Here is a 16,049-nt window from a genome sequence, read left to right as displayed (position 1 = left end):
CGGGAGGCGTCCGGACGGTCGTCGTCGGATGACACCGACGGACGGTGCGGACCCGCCCGATCGAACGGTGGGCACGGGACCTTCGACCGTGGTGGGCGCAGCCGCCGCGGCCCTAGGTTCCGTCGTGGAGCGGGGGTGGTGCGGAGGGCGGAGGACGAGGTGGGCGTGGCTGGGGACGAGGAGACGGCGCGGTCGTACGTGTGGGCGCCCGTGCTGGCAGTCCCGGCGAGGACCGTGGTGTGGGCTGCTGTCTACTCGGCGGCGATCGTGGCCGGCTGGCTCACCGCGGCTCCCGCGAGCGGGCACGTGCTGTTCTGGCCGGCGTCCGGCGTCGCCGCGCTCTGGCTGCAGCAGACGCCGCGACGCCTCCTGTCGGCGACCGTCGCCCTGCTGCTGGCGGGCACAGCGCTCCTGGGTGTCGTCGTCGGCGTGCCGGTCGCGCCCGCGATCGCCTACGCGCTCGCCACCGGCGTGATGGCGTGCAGCGCCCGGTGGGTGATGGCACGCCACGGCACCGCCCCCGACGCCGGCGTCGACACCTCCGGTGGCTCCGAGCTGATCATGGGATCGACCCGTGGCGTCGTCGCCCTCGCCGGCGCGGCCGTGACCGCCGGTGTGCTCAGCGCGCCGGTCGGGCTGGTGGCGGTGCTGCTCCAGACCGGGGACGTCTCGACCTCCACGGCCCTCGGATGGATGGTGCGCAGCACGACGGGGGTGTTCGTGGTGGCGGGTCTGGGGCTCGCGGTGGTCGCCACGCGCCACGCGCGCCGCCGGGGCGTCGCGTGGGCGGACCTCGTCGTCAACGAGCGTCGCCCCGACTGGCCCGCCGAGCTCGGCGCAACGGCGGTCGTGACCGTGGTCGCGATGCTGCTCGTCTTCGACCGCCCCCAGGGCATGTCCCTGGCCTTCCTGCTGGTCGCGCTCAGCGCCTACGTCGGGTTCCGGTTCGCGCCGCTCGTCACGTCGGTCTACATCACCGCCGCCGGGAGCGCGGCGATCCTCGCCACCCTCGCCGACCTGGGCCCGTTCAGCTCGATCCCCGACCCCGAGGTGCGGGCCCTCGTCGTCCGCGTCTTCGTCCTCGTCCAGACGGCCGTCGCCCTCACCCTGTCGTGGGCGATCCGGGAACGGCACGAGATGGCCGTCGAGCTCATCGAGGCTCGTCGCGACGCCGACGAGCGCGCCCGGCTCCTCGACGCGGTCACCGACCGGCTGCACTACGGCGTCGCGGTGATCGACGACCGGGGACGGGTGCTCGTCCGCAACAGCGCGGCAGCGAGGATGGTGCCCGGCCCGGCCGACCAGATCACCGAGACCGACCATCCCGGGCGCTACGGCGTCCGGCGCGCCGACGGCGAGCCACTGGACCTCGCCGCCATGCCCCACGCCGTCGCGCTCACCACCGGGGAGCCGGCCTCCGCGTCGTTCGTCGTGCGGAGGGAGGCGCGGTTGGTGGGAGACATCGGCGGCGGCACCGACACGTACGTCAGCGTGCGCGCCGACCCCCTCGACCTCGCGGGACCGGACGACCGGCGGCTCGCGGTCGTCTCCATGCGCGACGACACCGCCCACCGCCAGCACGTCCGCGACCTCGAGACCTTCACCGGTGCGGTGGCGCACGACCTGCGCAACCCGCTGGCCGCGATGACGACGTGGGTCGAGGTGCTCACCGACCACCTCCGGGACCGAGGCGTCCACGACGACGACACCGTCGAGGCGCTCGGACGCATCACCGCGACCGGAGCCCGGATGGGGCGCCTCATCGGCGACCTCCTCGACTACGCCACGGCGAGCAGCGCGCCGCTCGACCTGCAGCCGGTCGACCTCGAGACCCTGGTCGCGGACGTGACGGAGGAGGTGGCCGCGGCCGGCGGTCGTGACCCCGTCGTCACGTTCACCGGGCAGCCCGTCCTCGTCGCCGACCCGGTCCTCATCCGGCAGGTTCTCGCCAACGTCGTCGGCAACGCGGTCAAGTACACCGCCGACGACGTCCGACCGTTCGTGGAGGTGACCGCTGGCCGAGACGCCGACCGTGCCGTCACGGTCGTGGAGGTCACCGACAACGGCGTCGGCGTCCCCGAGGAGATGCGCACGACCGTCTTCGACGGCTTCACCCGGGTCCGGGCGACGGCCCGTTCGCGCTCGGGGGCCGGGCTCGGGCTGGCGATCTGCGCGCGCGCCGTCGAGCGGCACGGCGGGACCATCGCGCTCGGCCCCGCCCCGGGTGGGCAGGGTTCGACGGTCACGATCACGGTGCCTCACCCACCGGAGCCGCTCCGGCACTGAGCCCGCCGCCGCGGTGCGGCGCGCCTCCCGGGCACCGCCGTCCCCGTTCCTACGCTGGGAGGACGCTCGGCCAGGGGAGGACGAGATGGTGCATGGCTGCTGGCGTCGCCGCGCCCTCCTGGCGTCCGCCGCGGTCCTCGCGGCCGCGACCTGCGCCGTGCCTGAGGGTGGTGGTCCACGTCCCTCCGCCGTCACGTCGGCGGTGCTCGCGGCGGGATCACCACGGCACCCTGCGCCGGTGGGCCCGCGGGTGGACGTGGTCCGGACCGAGGAGGAGCTGCGCGCGGCCTGGACCGACCCGCTGCGCCGTCGCATCGACCTGGGGGCCGACATCCTGCTGCGCAACTGCGAGGCCGGCGACCCGATCCGCGAGTCGCCGTACCCCCTGGTGCTCGACGGCCACGACCACGTGCTGCAACAGACCTGTTTCGAGAAGCGGCTGCTGCGCCAGGACGGCACTGGCTACCTCGACATCCGTCGGGTCACGCTCACCCGGGGCGGAGCGGACGGACCCGGGGCCGCGCTGACCTCGCGCGGCGAGGTGATGCTGCGGGGCGTCGTGGTCTTCCAGAACCTGGCCGAGGAGCCGGGCGGCGGGGTGTTCTCGATGCGGCGGATCACCGTGCACCGCTCGCGCATCACCGGCAACCTGGCCAACGACGACGGTGGCGGGCTCTACGCCCGGCGAGGCGGCGTCCAGGTCTACGACTCGGTCCTCGGCAACAACCTCGTCGACGGGTCCGGCGGCGCCATCGGGTCCACCGGGGACATCCTGGTGGTGCGCTCGGAGATCGACGGCAACACCACCGACGGCGACGGCGGCGCTCTCTACACCGACGAGGACGGCGACGTCACCGTGATCAGCTCGCACATCGACGGCAGCGCCGCGGACGGGCCGGGTGGCGCGATCTTCACCCTCGACGGCGACGTCGCGGTCTACGACTCCACCCTCATCGGCAACCGGGCCGACGACCGCGGCGGCGCGATCTCGGGTGAGGACGACGTCCTGGTCGTCAACTCCACCGTCGCGCGCAACCTGGCCGTCGCCCATCCGGGCGGTGGGCTGTGGTCGCGCGGCGACATGGTGCTGGTCAACGCCACCGTGGCGAACAACTACGCCGAGGGTGAGGGCGGCGGGCTGCTGTCGGCAGGATCGATGGACCTCGTCCACTCCACGGTCGTCTCCAACATCGCGTCGGTGGGCGGCGAGCTGGGAGCCGGTGGTCCGTTCACCAGCTTCGCCACGATCGTCGGTCCGCCCGTCGTCGAGGGGGTGACCGGCGACACGATCCCGACCCGTCGCAGCTGCCGGGTGTACGCAGCGTCCTCGCACGGGTTCAACTTCGTCAGCGACGAGACCTGCCACCTCGATCACCAGACCGACGTCCGCGGCGTCGACCCGCAGCTGAGGCCGCTCGAGGACGACCCGCGCGGGTTCGTGCTGGTGCCTCGCCGCGACAGCCCCGTGCGTCGCGCGCTGCCGCGCGCCCGCTGCGCCGGCGACCCGTCCGTGCTGCCCCGCCCGATCCCGGCCGGCCAGCTGCTCGCCGGCTACCTGTCGTGGCGGGAGGTGCTCGCGCACGACGCGCAGGGCCGACCGCGGGACGCCCGGGCACGCTGCGACATCGGCGCCGCACAGAGCGGCCGGGGTCGGCCGGGCAGCGCCGGGCGGGCGAGGCCGGCGGCCGGGGTCCCGCCGGAGCCCGTCCTCGCAGGACCCGCTCCGCGTCCGGTGGTGGTGGGCTGGGAGACGACGGGTGGCGCTCCGGACCACCGGCTCCGGGCCGGGTCGCTGCGCGGCCGCCTGGCGCGGCTCGACCGACAGCTCACCGACCTCCGGTCCCGGGCCGATCGCTTCTCCGAGATCAGGGGGTGCCTGACCGGCGTGCGGGTCGCCCGGCGAGGCGACCCGCGGCACCGCTGGGGCTACCGCTACGACGAGCGCGACTACACCGGAGTGGACCTGCGGCCGGCGCTCTCGGTCGTCCGCCACGGGCCGGCCGACTGGCGCCTGCTCGACCTCGCGACATCCCGGCGGTGCCTGTCGCGGGCACCCGACCCGAACGGCACGGGCGCGGAGCCGCGGCTCTCCGTCCCGGACCGTACGCCGTCGCCCGACCTGCGGCAGGGGCTCGCCGACCTCGAGGCGGGCGCTCGCGAGGTCGGACGTCGCGCGCAGCGCTTCGACCGGTGGGAGTCGTGCCTGGTCGGGGTGCCGGTCACCGAGGCGGGAGCGTCGTGGCAGCGGCTGGGCTACCTCACCGGGCGCGGTTCCGGGCAGCGTCCGCGCTACCGGCCAGCGATCGACCTCGACACCAGCGCGTGGGACGACCCGGACTACCAGCTCCTGGCCCGCGCCGGACGGCGCGGCCGCGCGGGATGCGGCGCGGACCCGGGCGAGGGCGTCGACCGTCCCGGCACTGGCACGGCAGACCTGCGGGACCGGGTCGCGGCGCTGGAGGAGCACGTCGAGGACCTGGCGGAGCCGGTCGCCGAGATCGACCGGTTCGACGAGTGCATGTACACCGTGGGTGCCCGACAGACCGACGGGTACCTCTACGAGGACCGCCGCGGACGGCTGTCACGAGCGGGTGCGCTGTCCTTCGCCATCCGCGGTCCTCGCGTCGCGCCGCTCCAGCTCCTCGCCATCGCGGGTGAGGAGCCTCCACAGATCGAGTGCAACGAGGACGCAGGGGGCCAGGGGACCGACGAGTGAGGCCACCCCGCGGGGATGTTCCGGGCACGAAAGGGGTACTGGTCGGGCAGGTCGCTCCGTCAAGCACACGGCTGATCGACCAGGACCCGGACGCCCAGCCGGCGGGCGTCCGGGTCCGTCAAGCCGGCGGCAGCGTCCCGGTGAGCCAGTCGAGCATCTCGAGGGTGTGGTCGTTCCAGTACGCGCGGGTGTGCCCGCCGTCGCCGGTGACCCACGGGTCCGGGGCGACGGGAGCGGTCTCGGCGAGGGCGGCCGCGCCGTCGCGGAACGGGTCCCAGCTCCCGCACCACAAGCCCCAGGGGAGGCCGGCCAGCGGCGCCAGGTCGCCCAGCAGCGGGTCGCCCGGACCGATGGCGGGGCTGAAGAGCGCCAACCCGGCTGCCCACGCGGGCTCGTCGAGCGCGAACCGCAGGGCGCCGTACCCGCCGCGCGACCAGCCCCACAGGGCCCGCCGCTCGGCGTCGAACCCGCGCTCGGCGAGCCAGCCCGGCAGCTCGTCGCGCAGCATCCGCGGCGGGTCGACCCGCCCGTCCGCCACCCAGCCTGCGGGCCCGTCGTCGGTGCCGGCGAGGACGAAGGGCGGCGCACCGGCCCTGACCGCGGCGGTGACGAAGCGGCCGAGGCCGAAGTCTCGCAGCGCGGCAGCCGAGGCGCTGGAGCCGTGCAGGACGACGACGACCGGGAGCCCCGCGCCGTCCCCGTGTCCCGCGGGGACGGCGGTGAACAGGTCCACCCCTCCCATGGCCTGCGAGGTCACCCGCTCGACGCGGACCTCGCCCTCAGGATCGTCCGGGACGAAGGCCTCCGGCCCGATGCCGAGCCCGGTGCGGAGCCGTTCGGCGTACTGCGGGGGAGCGACCTGCCAGCCGACCGCGCCGAGCGCCACGGTCGACGCGCCAGCTGTGAGCAGGCCGCGACGACCGATGCGACGACCGATGCGTCCGCGCCCGGGCGCCTCGCCTCGTCCGGGGTCGACCATGGCCGAGTTGTACCCCGACCGGCACGGTCGGCGCCAGCAGACGAGAGGGTGCTCAGAGGCGGGCGAGCGGGGCGGCACACGCCGACACCCGCTCGGGGCACTCGAGGTCGCCGCACGCCGTCCTCGGGCACGAGTCGTGCGGGCGCACGAAGACCTTGAGCAGCGGTCGTCTGGCCCACGGGAGGTCCGGCGCGGCGTCGTCCGCGCCGCGGCGCAGCAGCACGGTGACGAGGGAGTCCAGCTCCGTCAGGGCGAACGGCTTGGGCAGGAAGGCCGTGACACCGGCCGCGAGGGCCTGCTCGCGGGTGTCGCCGTCGCTGAACGCGGTCGCGACGACCACGGGGACCTCGGCGAGGTGGGGCAGCATCCGCAGGCGCGCACACAGCTCGCCGCCGCTCAGGTGGGGCATGTGCCAGTCGAGCACGACCACGTCGACCGGCGTGGTCGCGACGAAGGGCAGGACCTGGCGGGGGTCGCCGAACGAGTGCACCCGGTGGCCGGAGCGCCGGAGCCTGAGCGCGACGACCTCCCGGACGTCGTCGTCGTCGTCCACGAGCAGCACGTCCGCCATGTCTCGCTCCCCACGCTTGCCGGTCGCGCCCTCGACCGGTCGAAGTCCCGAGCCCGGATCGAGGCTAGCCGCGCGTCGGCTCAGGTGCACCGGCGCTCGGTCGCTCCGGGACGGTCGTCGCGGGAGGTCGGGACCAACGTCCCGAGCTGACGATTGTCGCCGAGCGCCTCCGCGATCGTGCACAATCGTCCCGGCAGCACCTGCAGCCACCTCCCCGCGGACGTCCAGACCCGGCGTCTCCATCGCTCGCAGCACGAAGGACCTGCACCCGATGGACAGGCAGACGTTCAACCAGCAGCTCGCCGAGGCCGCCCGCGGTCTCGCCGCACAACGTGTCACCGCCGACACCCTGCAGCGTGCCGTCGAGATGGCGACCGACCTGATCGACGTGTGCGACCTCGCCGGCGTGTGCACCGTGGAGCGCGGTGGCGTCACGACCCGTGCCGCGACCAGCCCGGACGTCGCCCTGCTCGACGAGATGCAGTACGACCTCGGTGACGGACCGTGCCTCGACGAGCTGCGCACGACCGACGTCTGCGTCATCGACGACCTCACCAGCGGTGCGCCGTGGCCCCGGTGGGCCGCTCGGACGGTCGAGCTCACCGGCGTCCGGTCCTACATGGGCTTCCGGCTCTACGTGGACCGGACCACCCTGGGTGCGCTCAACCTCTACTCCCGCATCCCGGACGCCTTCACCGAGGACGACCGGCTCGACGGGCTGGTCATCGCCGCCCACGCGGCCGTCGGGCTCAGCGCAGCCGCGACGCGCGACCAGATGCACACCGCCATGAGGAGCAGGCAGCTCATCGGCGAGGCCACCGGCATCCTGCGCGAGCGCTACCGGCTGACCTCGTCCCAGGCGTTCGAGGTGCTCAAGCGGATCTCTTCGCAGCAGAACATGAAGCTGTTCGCCGTCGCCCAGCACGTCCTGGACACGGGGGAGCTGCCCACCGACGAGTGAGGGTGCGCGGGCAGACCGCCCGGGGGTGGCTCAGTGCCTGGCGGCGACGTCGCCCGAGACGCCACCCACCGGACCGTAGGGCCAGCCGGACGGCAGGTACGCGATCGAGGTGACGGCCTCGCAGGAGTCCCAGACGACGTCCAGCGGGTCCACCGGCCCGACGTAGACGACCCGGTCGTCCGTGCCGGCCAGTGCTCGCTGCTCGGCCGTGTCCATGTCGTCGCAGCGGATCACGTCGGCGACGCCGTCGTCGAAGAGGTAGACGGTGTCGTTGCCCTCCTCGGGCCACACCTTGTCGGCTCCGGGGCCGATGAAGAGCAGGTCGTCGCCCTCGTCGCCCTTGACGTTGTCGTCGCCGGAGCCGTCGACCAGGACGTCGTTGCCGCTGCCGCCCGAGAGCAGGTCGTTGCCGCTCCCACCGTCGACGAGGTCGTCACCGTCGTGGCCGGAGACGACGTCGGCGCCGTCCTCGCCGAAGACCTGGTCGTTGCCGGGGCCGCCGAAGAGCCCGCCCGGGCCGTGCTTGCCGCCCGGGCCGACCGTGCCGGAGCGGTCCGGGAGGTTGTCGTCGCCCGGGCCCCCGTAGATGACGTCGTCGCCCTCGGAGCCGTTGATCGTGTCGCGGCCGTCCTCGCCGTAGACGATGTCGTCGTCCTTGAAGGCGTCGACGACGTCGTCGCCCGGACCGGCCCAGATCTGGTCGTCGCCGGTGTGGCCGCTGATGCGGTCGTCGCCGTCCTCGCCGTAGACCAGGTCGTCGCCCGGCCCGGCGTCCAGGGTGTCGTCGCCGGCCTCGCCGTGGAGGACGTCGACGCCGTCGTGACCCTGCACGAGGTCGTCGCCGGGCCCGCCCCAGAGGGTGTCGTCACCAGCCTCGCCCCGGACGGTGTCGTCGCCTCCGCCGCCGAACATCGTGTCGTCGTCGGCGTTGCCCGCCAGGTAGTCCTTCCCGCCCCGGCCCTTGATGACGTCGTCGCCGTCCCAGCCGCTGAGCGAGTTGGCGCGCGCGTTGCCGACGAGCAGGTCGGGCGACCGCGTCGCCTTCTTCGCCCGCTTCGCCTTCTGCTGGGCGTGCACCGCGACCGCGCTGTGGCCGTCGGCAGCCGCTGCGAGCGGAGGAAGGGGGACGGCGATGGCGAGCGACGTGAGCACCGCGGCGGACCCGAGCAGGCGCTTCATGGGGCAGTCTCCAGGAAGTCGTGAGGAAGTCTTGTAGCAATATTGTTACTGACGTGACGGGTTCTTGACTGCCGTTCTGGAAGATCCGTCGCCGCGCATGGACGAGGCCCGGTGGTCCTGCGGCTGGCAGGCCGGGCTCCTCCTGGCAGCGGTCGCCGGCGACCAGGTGGGCTTCCTCCTCGGACGGCGACTAGGGCCGACGGTGTTCACGCGCGACGACTCGCGGTGGTTCTCGCGCGAGCGCGTGGACGCGGCCGCCGCCTTCTTCGACCGGCACGGGCCGAAGGCCGTCGTGCTCGCCCGGTTCGTGCCGGTCGTCCGCGCCTTCACGCCGGTGGTGGCCGGGGTCGCCCGCATGCCGCGCCGCCGGTTCACGGTCTTCAACGTCGTCGGTGCCGCGGGCTGGACGGCGGGCTTCCTGGTCGTCGGCTACTACCTCGGAGGGGTGCCGCTCGTCGCGGCGCACGTGGAGCTCTTCGCGCTGGGCCTCGTCGCAGCCTCGGTGGTCGGGACCGGGGTCGTGCACCTCGTACGTCGTCGCGCGAGCCGCCGTGCGCCCCTCGACCCACCCCGTCCAGCCCACCCCCGGGAGAAGGTGGCGTCATGACCCCCACCCGCTCTGCGCCGCCCGTGCGCCGGGTCCACGTCGCCGTCGTGCTCGACCCGCACGGCACCAACCGCAGCGTGGTCCACGCCGCGCTGGACCGTCCCTCGGACGAGCCGCTCCTCGTCGACCTCGTCGTGCTGGCCGAGCTCGCGCGATCGCGGGCACTGGCGTCGGTCGCACGCGCCCTCGCCGACCCCGGACCCGGTGAGGGCGGACGCGCCCTGACCGTGGTCGACTGACGGGCCGTCGGAGCCCGGGACGAGGGCCGTCAGCCCGACGCGCGGGTCTCCAGCAGCCGGCGCACCACCCGCTCGACCAGTGCGTGGTCGACCTCGCCGTACGGCAGCTTGAGCGTGCCCTTCGCCCCGGCGTAGGGCTCCAGCTCGGCGTCCAGCTCGGGGTCGCCGGACGGCGGCACCGGGTAGAGCGAGACGTGGTGCTTCCACGCCGCCGCGTGCACGAGGGACACGCCGTCGAGCTGCCAGGTCGGCATGTCGTAGCGGATCACGCGCTCCGCTCCGGGCGCCACCCGCAGCACCCGGCGTTCGATCTCCTCCATCACGGCTCGCTGCTCCGGGGGGAGCGAGGCGAGGTAGTCGTCGACCGACGCGAACTTCGGCATGGGGGCAGTATGGCCCGATCGCACGGCAGCGTCAGCCGCCCGCTTCCACCTCGCCCGACCTCTCGCGGCCCGGCGCGTGCGACAGTGACCGGGTGCCCACCCTCTCGTCCGCCCTGACCCTCGCCGACTGGCGCGCCCGCGTCTCCTCCCTCTACGAGGCGGTGCGGGCCGAGGACGACCCCGCCGAGGGACACCGTCTGTGGCGTGAAGGGCGCGCGGACCTCTTCGCCACCCATCCCCAGAGCCCGACCGCGGGAGTCCCCGAGCTGAGGCAGCGGGGCGTGGACTACTGGGCGTACGACCCGACGCTGCGCTTCACGCTCGAGATCGAGCCGGCTGCCGCCGACGAGCGCGAGGTCGACGGCGGCTCCGACGGGTCGGTCACGCTGCACCGGATCGGCCTGGTCCGCCTGCCCGAGCCGGTCGGCGGCAGCCTCGACGTGTGGTGGCTGCACCAGTACGGCGGTGGGATCTTCGTCCCGATGCGCGACGGCACGGCCGGCGACGGCAGCTACGGCGCGGGTCGCTACCTCCTCGACTCCGCCAAGGGCGCGTGGCTCGGCGGCGACGACCGGCACCTGGTCGTCGACCTCAACTTCGCCTACCACCCGTCCTGTCGCTACGACGACAGGTGGCGCTGCCCGCTCGCGCCCGCGGGCAACACCATCGCGGCCCGCGTGGAGGCCGGCGAGCGCCTCTGACGAGTCTGCGCCGCAGGTGCTGGAGCACCACCACAGCCGCTGCGCTCGAACGGGTGGTGCCGACCGAGGCGTCGGGTCGCTAGCGTCCGCTCACATGTTCGGTATCAGCTGGCTCGACCCCGAGTGGATGCTCTCGCAGTTCGGCGCCGGCTTCTTCTGGGTCAGCTGCGCGATCCTCGTGGTCGAGTGCGGGCTGTTCTTCCCGTTCCTGCCGGGCGACACGCTGATCGTCGCGATCGGCCTGTTCCTGGCGGGCGAGAAGCTGACGATCCTCCCCGGCGCCCCGCTCGTCGACCTGGCCGCGTCGTCCGCACTCCTGGTCGGATCGGCGTTCCTCGGGAACGTGATCGGCTTCGAGATCGGCAACAGGCTCGGTCCGGTGATCTACGAGCATGACGGCAAGATCCTCAAGCGCGACTACTTCGACCGGACCGAGAGGTTCTTCGACCGGCACGGCCGCAAGGCGCTGGTGATCGGCCGGTTCGTCCCGGTCGTGCGCACCTACATCACCGTGGTGGCCGGCGCGTCGAAGATGAAGCGGCCACGCTTCTTCGTCTGGAGCCTGGTCGGCGCGCTGCTGTGGGTGCTGAGCATCCTGCTCACCGGCTACTTCGTCGGCGACCGGTTCCCGTTCCTGGCTCACCACGTCGACTACCTGATCCTCGGCCTGCTCCTCCTGACCGTGATCCCGGCCGGCATCCACTGGTGGCGGGAGCGCGATTCCGGCTAGGCAACGAGGGAAGCTTCCGAAGGACTCGGGCAGCAGGCCAGCGTCGACCGGAACCCACCGCCCCGCACCAGGGGACTCCGGAGAGGCCGGTCACCGGATCAGGCTGTGGCGCAGCACGGCGGACGGGTCGGCGGCGAAGTCGAGGCCCGAAGGAGCGACGTCGGCGCGGACGAGCAGGTCGCCCACGGCGGCGATCATGGCGCCGTTGTCGGTGCAGAGGGCCGGCGGAGGCACGCGGAGCGAGATCCCGGCAGCGTCGCAGCGCTCGCGTGCGAGCGCGGTCAGGCGACGGTTGGCGGCGACGCCGCCGACGATGACGAGCGTGTCGACCCGGTGCTCGCGGCACGCGGCGACGGCCTTGGCGGTGAGGACGTCGACCACGGCCTCCTGGAACGACGCGGCGAGGTCGGCGACCTCGGGCTGGCGACCGTCGGCCCGGACGCGCTCGACGTACCTCGCGGTCGCGGTCTTGAGCCCGGAGAACGAGAAGGAGTGGCGGCGCTCGCCGCGCTCGTCGGCCAGGGCGCGGGGGAGGGCGATCCGCGCAGGGTCGCCGTCGACGGCGGCTCGGGCGATCGCCGGGCCTCCCGGGTAGCCGAGGCCCAGGATGCGGGCGACCTTGTCGAATGCTTCTCCGGCGGCGTCGTCGAGGGTGTCGCCGAGGTGGACGACCTCGTCGAGCGCGAGGTCGCGCACCAGGAGCAGGGAGGTGTGCCCGCCGGAGACGACCAGCACCACGCACGGGTCCGGGAGCGCTCCGTGCACGAGCGTGTCGGCGGCGACATGCCCGGCGAGGTGGTGCACGGCGTGGACGGGGACGCTCAAGGACACCCCGAGCGCCTTGGCAGCCGCGACGCCAACGTGCAGGGAGCTCGCGAGGCCCGGACCCGCGGTGACGGCGACCGCACCTACGTCGCCCAGGTCGACCCGGGCGTCGTCGAGGGCGGCGCGCAGGACGGGCCCGAGGGACTCGAGGTGGGCGCGCGCAGCCACCTCGGGCACCACGCCGCCGAACACGGCGTGCTCGTCCATGCTCGAGGCGAGCGCCTGGCCGACGAGGTGACCGTCGGCGACCAGTCCAATGCCGGTCTCGTCGCACGACGTCTCGATGCCGAGGACGAGGGTCACCGCAGCGCCGACTCCATCTCGAGGCACAGGTCGCGCACGCAGTCCTCGAGGGACTCACCGGTCTCGCGGTGCAGGAGTCCGAGGCTCAGCTCGGCGACCAGCAACGCCCCGCTCGCGAGCTCGGCCTCGTCGGCGAACGTGCCCATCAGGGCCCGCGCCCCGTCGCGGTCGCCGCGGGCGCGCGCGGCCACGACGCCGGCGACACGCTGCGCCGCCGAGACGACCGGCGACAGGGCCTCGCGGCGCTCGTCGTCGGTCACAGGATCAGGCCGGGGGTCTGCGTGCGGGCCCGCTCGAAGCGGGACTGCACGTCGGCCCAGTTGACGATGTTCCACCACTGCTTGACGAAGGTCGCCTTGTCGTTGCGGTACTGCAGGTAGTACGCGTGCTCCCACATGTCGAGCATCAGCAGCGGCACCATGCAGATCGGCACGTTCCCCTGGTGGTCGAAGTGCTGGATGATGAACGGCCGCTGGGCGACCATGTCCCACGTCAGCACCGACCACCCCGAGCCCTGCACCGACATCGCGTTGGCCTCGAAGTGGGCCCGGAAGCGGTCGAAGCCGCCGAAGTACTCCTCGAGGACCTGAGCCAGCTCGCCGGTCGGCTTGTCGCCGCCGTCGGGGGACATGTTGGGCCAGAAGACCGAGTGGTTGACGTGGCCGCCGAGGTGGAACGCGAGGTTCTTCTCCAGCGTGGACAGCGACCCGAACGACTCCGCCTCGCGGGCCTCCGCGAGCTGCTCGACGGCGGTGTTGATGCCCTTGACGTAGGTGCTGTGGTGCTTGTCGTGGTGCAGCTCCATGATCTCGCCCGAGATGTAGGGCTCGAGGGCGGCGTAGTCGTAGGGGAGGTCGGGCAGCGAGTAGTCAGCCATGGTGCAAGTGTGTCGTTGTTGCAATTTAGTGGCAACAAGGGTGGAGGTCCGCCCGGTGTCGTACTCGACGCTCGGGTGTCTCGACAGTCCGGGCACGTGGTCGCTCCACAGTCGGACCCGAGGGACCGCGTGCTCACGATCGGGCGAACCGGCGGCTCGACGGGACGAGCGCCGCAGCCCCGGGGGCCAGCAGGCACGCCGTCGCCGCGGCGAGAAGCACGGGCCGCAGCCCGAAGGCGTCGATCGCCGGCGCGATCAGGGCCAGGCCCACGGGGGCCAGGCCGTAGGAGACGAGGAAGTCCAGGGACGAGACGCGTGACAGCTTCGCCGGGTCGACCTCGCGCTGCGTGGCCGTGAACCAGGGCACGTTGAACACCTCGATCCCGATCCCGCACGCCACGTAGGCGGCGACGATCCACGCGGAGCCGAGTCCGAATGCCATCGTCAACGGCGCCAGGGCGTAGGCCGCCAACCCGCCGAGCGCCACCCACCCCTGTGCGTACGGACGCCAGCGGGCGACCAGGAGCGCACCGGCGAGGGCGCCGCCTGCGTACGCCGTCGCAGCGGCGGCGACCAGCGCGACCCCGGCGCCGGAGTCGCGCGCCACGATCGGCACCGCGACCGCCGTGACGGAGTAGCCGGTGAGGATCACGGTCGCGAGGGCGCCGAGACCGCCGACGAACCACGGGTGGCGCCGGGCCTCCCGCAGGCCGTCGCCGAAGTCGACGAGGAACCCGACGCGCACCTTCTGCGTCCGGGACGGCGTGGCTCCCGGGGGAGTGACGAGGGCGGTCGTGACCCACAGCGCGGCTGTGCCCAGGAGCAGGCCGGGAGGTTCGAGGACCGTGGCGGCGACACCGGTGATCGCCGGCCCCGCGAGCACGCTCACCCGGACGGCGATGCTGATGGCCGCGTTGGCCGACTGGCGCCGTTCGGGCGGCACGATCTCCGGCACGAGCGACTGGAGGGCGGGCCGGCACGCTCCCTGGCCGACCCCGACCAGCACGGCTCCGACGAGGCCAAGGCCGATCGACGTGGTCAGGCCGAGCGCCAGGATGATCGACGCCGTCGAGGCGAGGAGCGCGGAGGCGACGACGACCCTGCGTCGCGGCTGCCGGTCGGCCACGACCCCGGCGAACGGCATGACGGCGAGGAAGCCGACCGTACGGCCGGCGAGGAGCCACCCGAGCTCCGGGGCCCCGATGGTGGAGTCGACGAGAGCGAGGCCGAGGACGAACGGCATCGACCAGGTGGCGACTCCCGAGGCGGTGGTCCCGATCCAGAGGCGGAGGAAGCCCGCGTCGAGTCGGTGGGTCACGGGCGGCATCCTCACATGTCCTGGGCGAGAGGAGGGCCCAGCGCCCGACGCCTGATGCCACACGACAACGGAGAACGTCCCACGACACCCGGAGGTGTCGTGGGACGTTCTCGCAGGTCAGACGCCGACCGTGGGCGAACCCGCGGGTCGGCGCTGAGCGTGGCTCAGATGTCGTAGTACTGACACGGGACCGGTTCTGACCTGCGCAAACAGTGCATCTCGCGCCGCCTGGGCCGCACGTGGGCCGCACAGCGTTGGCAATGGGCAGAAGGTGCCGCGGTCGGGTTCACCCATTTCGAAGGTGTGCGGCCCGGACGATCGGCGACATTCCGTTGGTCGCGGGAGAGTACCTAGTCCAGGGGCGGTGCCGTCAGTCGAAGTCCCCACATCAAGCGCTCGCTCATGTCGATGAGCGGTCGCGGCGTGAAGACCCGATCGGCGTCGGCACTAGGCGATCTGAACCTCGACCAGGTGCCAGTTGCGTGGGCTGGCCGCCACGAGCGTTTCCCCGAGCGGTCGCCTGACGAGCAGGTGCCGGAACGACTTCAAGCTGTCCCCGAAGGTCTCCGGTGAGGCAGTCAGATCCGACTCCGCGACCACAGCGCTGGCCACAATCGGTGCATCACCCTCGCTGATCGGTAGCCACTTCCAGCGGCCGCAGGTCTCGCAGGTCGAGCCTGTCCTGTCGTCCGAGTACTTGCTGTGCCGGGTCTGTACCGCGAAGGCTAGGTCCTCGTGGCGGTGCCACGGTTCAACCATCTGCGTGGGAAGAATCTGCCGAGAACCCGTAGCGCCCGAGCGTGGCTTGCGCACATCTCCGAGGTCGACCGTGAACACGGCTCTGCCCGATACCGACGTCGCTCTCCTCGGCGACGGACCCCTCGCCGGCTGAGCGCTCGCGGCCGGCATCCTGTCCGTGTGCCGATAGGCCTCGCACCGCTCGGCAACGCAGCGTTGCGTTGCGTCGCGACCTGGCGACGGCTCGGCGGGGCGCGATCGTCTCGTGCGTTGGCGGACTACGGGAGTTTGGACGCGAGGACGTCGGCCGGCAGGATCTCGGGTGCTGCGCCGAGGAGGTGCTGGTTGGCCGTCAGGGCTGCGACGATGGCGCCGTTGGCGTGGGCGTCGCGAGCGGCCTCGTCGGGGAATGCATCGAAGATCCAGAAGGTGTCGGCGTGGGTCCTGACCGCGAACCAGACAATCGTTCCTACTTCTTCGTTGGCGAGCGCGACAGCGCCGGCGAGCAGATCGGCGAGCGCGTCGTGCTGTCCATCGGCCGCGACGATCTTGGCGACGAAGGCATACGGAAGTGATGCGGCTGTGGACATGAGGGGTTCTCCCAGGTGTCGAGGTTTCTTGGTGAAGCGAGTTCAG

At 73.0% G+C, this 16,049-nt stretch carries 17 protein-coding genes; 7 read left to right on the top strand and 10 right to left on the bottom strand.

From position 1 onward, the window contains the following. The first annotated feature begins 165 nt into the window (after positions 1-165). Together KDN32_RS11475 and KDN32_RS11470 are read left to right on the top strand one after the other, a co-directional pair. A complete protein-coding gene (locus tag KDN32_RS11475; protein ID WP_211732160.1) occupies positions 166-2,286 on the top strand; it encodes a sensor histidine kinase in 2,121 nt (706 codons plus the stop codon). A 238-nt stretch (positions 2,287-2,524) separates the two neighbouring features. Continuing rightward, on the top strand, positions 2,525-5,002 hold the full coding sequence (locus KDN32_RS11470) for a hypothetical protein (protein WP_211732158.1): 2,478 nt from the start codon (positions 2,525-2,527) through the stop codon (positions 5,000-5,002). A 118-nt stretch (positions 5,003-5,120) separates the two neighbouring features. Here KDN32_RS11470 and KDN32_RS11465 read toward each other — a convergent pair whose 3' ends face one another. Continuing rightward, positions 5,121-5,981 carry an alpha/beta hydrolase gene (locus tag KDN32_RS11465; RefSeq protein WP_211732156.1) on the bottom strand — a complete coding sequence of 287 codons (861 nt, stop codon included), beginning with the start codon at positions 5,979-5,981 and terminating at the stop codon, positions 5,121-5,123. A 52-nt stretch (positions 5,982-6,033) separates the two neighbouring features. Further along, on the bottom strand, positions 6,034-6,552 hold the full coding sequence (locus KDN32_RS11460) for a response regulator (RefSeq protein ID WP_211732154.1): 519 nt from the start codon (positions 6,550-6,552) through the stop codon (positions 6,034-6,036). A gap of 271 nt (positions 6,553-6,823) precedes the next feature. Between KDN32_RS11460 and KDN32_RS11455 the strand changes: the two genes are divergently transcribed. Beyond that, positions 6,824-7,513: a GAF and ANTAR domain-containing protein gene (locus tag KDN32_RS11455; protein WP_211732152.1), complete on the top strand. Its 690-nt coding sequence runs from the start codon at positions 6,824-6,826 to the stop codon at positions 7,511-7,513. Positions 7,514-7,543: 30 nt separating this feature from the next. On the opposite strand, the gene KDN32_RS11450 is transcribed toward KDN32_RS11455, so the two are convergent. Continuing rightward, positions 7,544-8,692, bottom strand: a complete 1,149-nt coding sequence (locus KDN32_RS11450) for a calcium-binding protein (protein ID WP_211732150.1) — start codon at positions 8,690-8,692, stop codon at positions 7,544-7,546. A 97-nt stretch (positions 8,693-8,789) separates the two neighbouring features. Between KDN32_RS11450 and KDN32_RS11445 the strand changes: the two genes are divergently transcribed. Both KDN32_RS11445 and KDN32_RS11440 read left to right on the top strand, forming a co-directional pair. Then, complete coding sequence (locus tag KDN32_RS11445; RefSeq protein ID WP_211732148.1) at positions 8,790-9,299, top strand: DedA family protein; 510 nt, start codon at positions 8,790-8,792, stop codon at positions 9,297-9,299. Further along, positions 9,296-9,538 (top strand): hypothetical protein, encoded by a 243-nt coding sequence (locus KDN32_RS11440; protein WP_211732146.1) that lies wholly within the window; start codon positions 9,296-9,298, stop codon positions 9,536-9,538. Before KDN32_RS11445 ends, KDN32_RS11440 begins: the two co-directional genes overlap by 4 nt. 29 nt (positions 9,539-9,567) lie before the next feature. Here the strand turns inward: KDN32_RS11440 and KDN32_RS11435 are convergent, their stop codons facing one another. After that, positions 9,568-9,921 (bottom strand): iron chaperone, encoded by a 354-nt coding sequence (locus KDN32_RS11435; protein WP_211732144.1) that lies wholly within the window; start codon positions 9,919-9,921, stop codon positions 9,568-9,570. Positions 9,922-10,013: 92 nt separating this feature from the next. Between KDN32_RS11435 and KDN32_RS22405 the strand changes: the two genes are divergently transcribed. Together KDN32_RS22405 and KDN32_RS11425 are read left to right on the top strand one after the other, a co-directional pair. Continuing rightward, entirely contained in the window at positions 10,014-10,622 is a 609-nt protein-coding gene (locus KDN32_RS22405) for a DUF1684 domain-containing protein (RefSeq protein WP_211732142.1), read from the top strand. Positions 10,623-10,716: 94 nt separating this feature from the next. Further along, complete coding sequence (locus tag KDN32_RS11425; protein ID WP_211732140.1) at positions 10,717-11,352, top strand: DedA family protein; 636 nt, start codon at positions 10,717-10,719, stop codon at positions 11,350-11,352. Positions 11,353-11,442: 90 nt separating this feature from the next. Here KDN32_RS11425 and tsaD read toward each other — a convergent pair whose 3' ends face one another. The 6 genes from tsaD to KDN32_RS11395 all read right to left on the bottom strand — a co-directional run bounded on the left by tsaD (position 11,443) and on the right by KDN32_RS11395 (position 16,003). Next, positions 11,443-12,480, bottom strand: coding sequence for a tRNA (adenosine(37)-N6)-threonylcarbamoyltransferase complex transferase subunit TsaD (tsaD, locus tag KDN32_RS11420; protein ID WP_211732138.1), 1,038 nt, complete (start codon positions 12,478-12,480; stop codon positions 11,443-11,445). Next, positions 12,477-12,740 (bottom strand): hypothetical protein, encoded by a 264-nt coding sequence (locus KDN32_RS11415; protein WP_211732136.1) that lies wholly within the window; start codon positions 12,738-12,740, stop codon positions 12,477-12,479. The genes tsaD and KDN32_RS11415 overlap by 4 nt, the downstream gene beginning before the upstream one ends. After that, complete coding sequence (locus tag KDN32_RS11410) at positions 12,737-13,357, bottom strand: superoxide dismutase (protein ID WP_211732134.1); 621 nt, start codon at positions 13,355-13,357, stop codon at positions 12,737-12,739. Before KDN32_RS11410 ends, KDN32_RS11415 begins: the two co-directional genes overlap by 4 nt. 133 nt (positions 13,358-13,490) lie before the next feature. Continuing rightward, positions 13,491-14,675, bottom strand: a complete 1,185-nt coding sequence (locus KDN32_RS11405; protein WP_211732132.1) for an MFS transporter — start codon at positions 14,673-14,675, stop codon at positions 13,491-13,493. 447 nt (positions 14,676-15,122) lie between these two features. Continuing rightward, on the bottom strand, positions 15,123-15,512 hold the full coding sequence (locus KDN32_RS11400) for a hypothetical protein (protein ID WP_211732130.1): 390 nt from the start codon (positions 15,510-15,512) through the stop codon (positions 15,123-15,125). A gap of 179 nt (positions 15,513-15,691) precedes the next feature. Continuing rightward, positions 15,692-16,003, bottom strand: coding sequence for a putative quinol monooxygenase (locus KDN32_RS11395; protein ID WP_211732128.1), 312 nt, complete (start codon positions 16,001-16,003; stop codon positions 15,692-15,694). Positions 16,004-16,049: the final 46 nt, after the last annotated feature.

It is taken from the genome of Nocardioides palaemonis (assembly GCF_018275325.1).
Taxonomy (GTDB): domain Bacteria; phylum Actinomycetota; class Actinomycetes; order Propionibacteriales; family Nocardioidaceae; genus Nocardioides; species Nocardioides palaemonis.
Note: the sequence above shows the minus strand (reverse complement) of the source record. Positions and strands in the feature narration are given on the sequence as shown.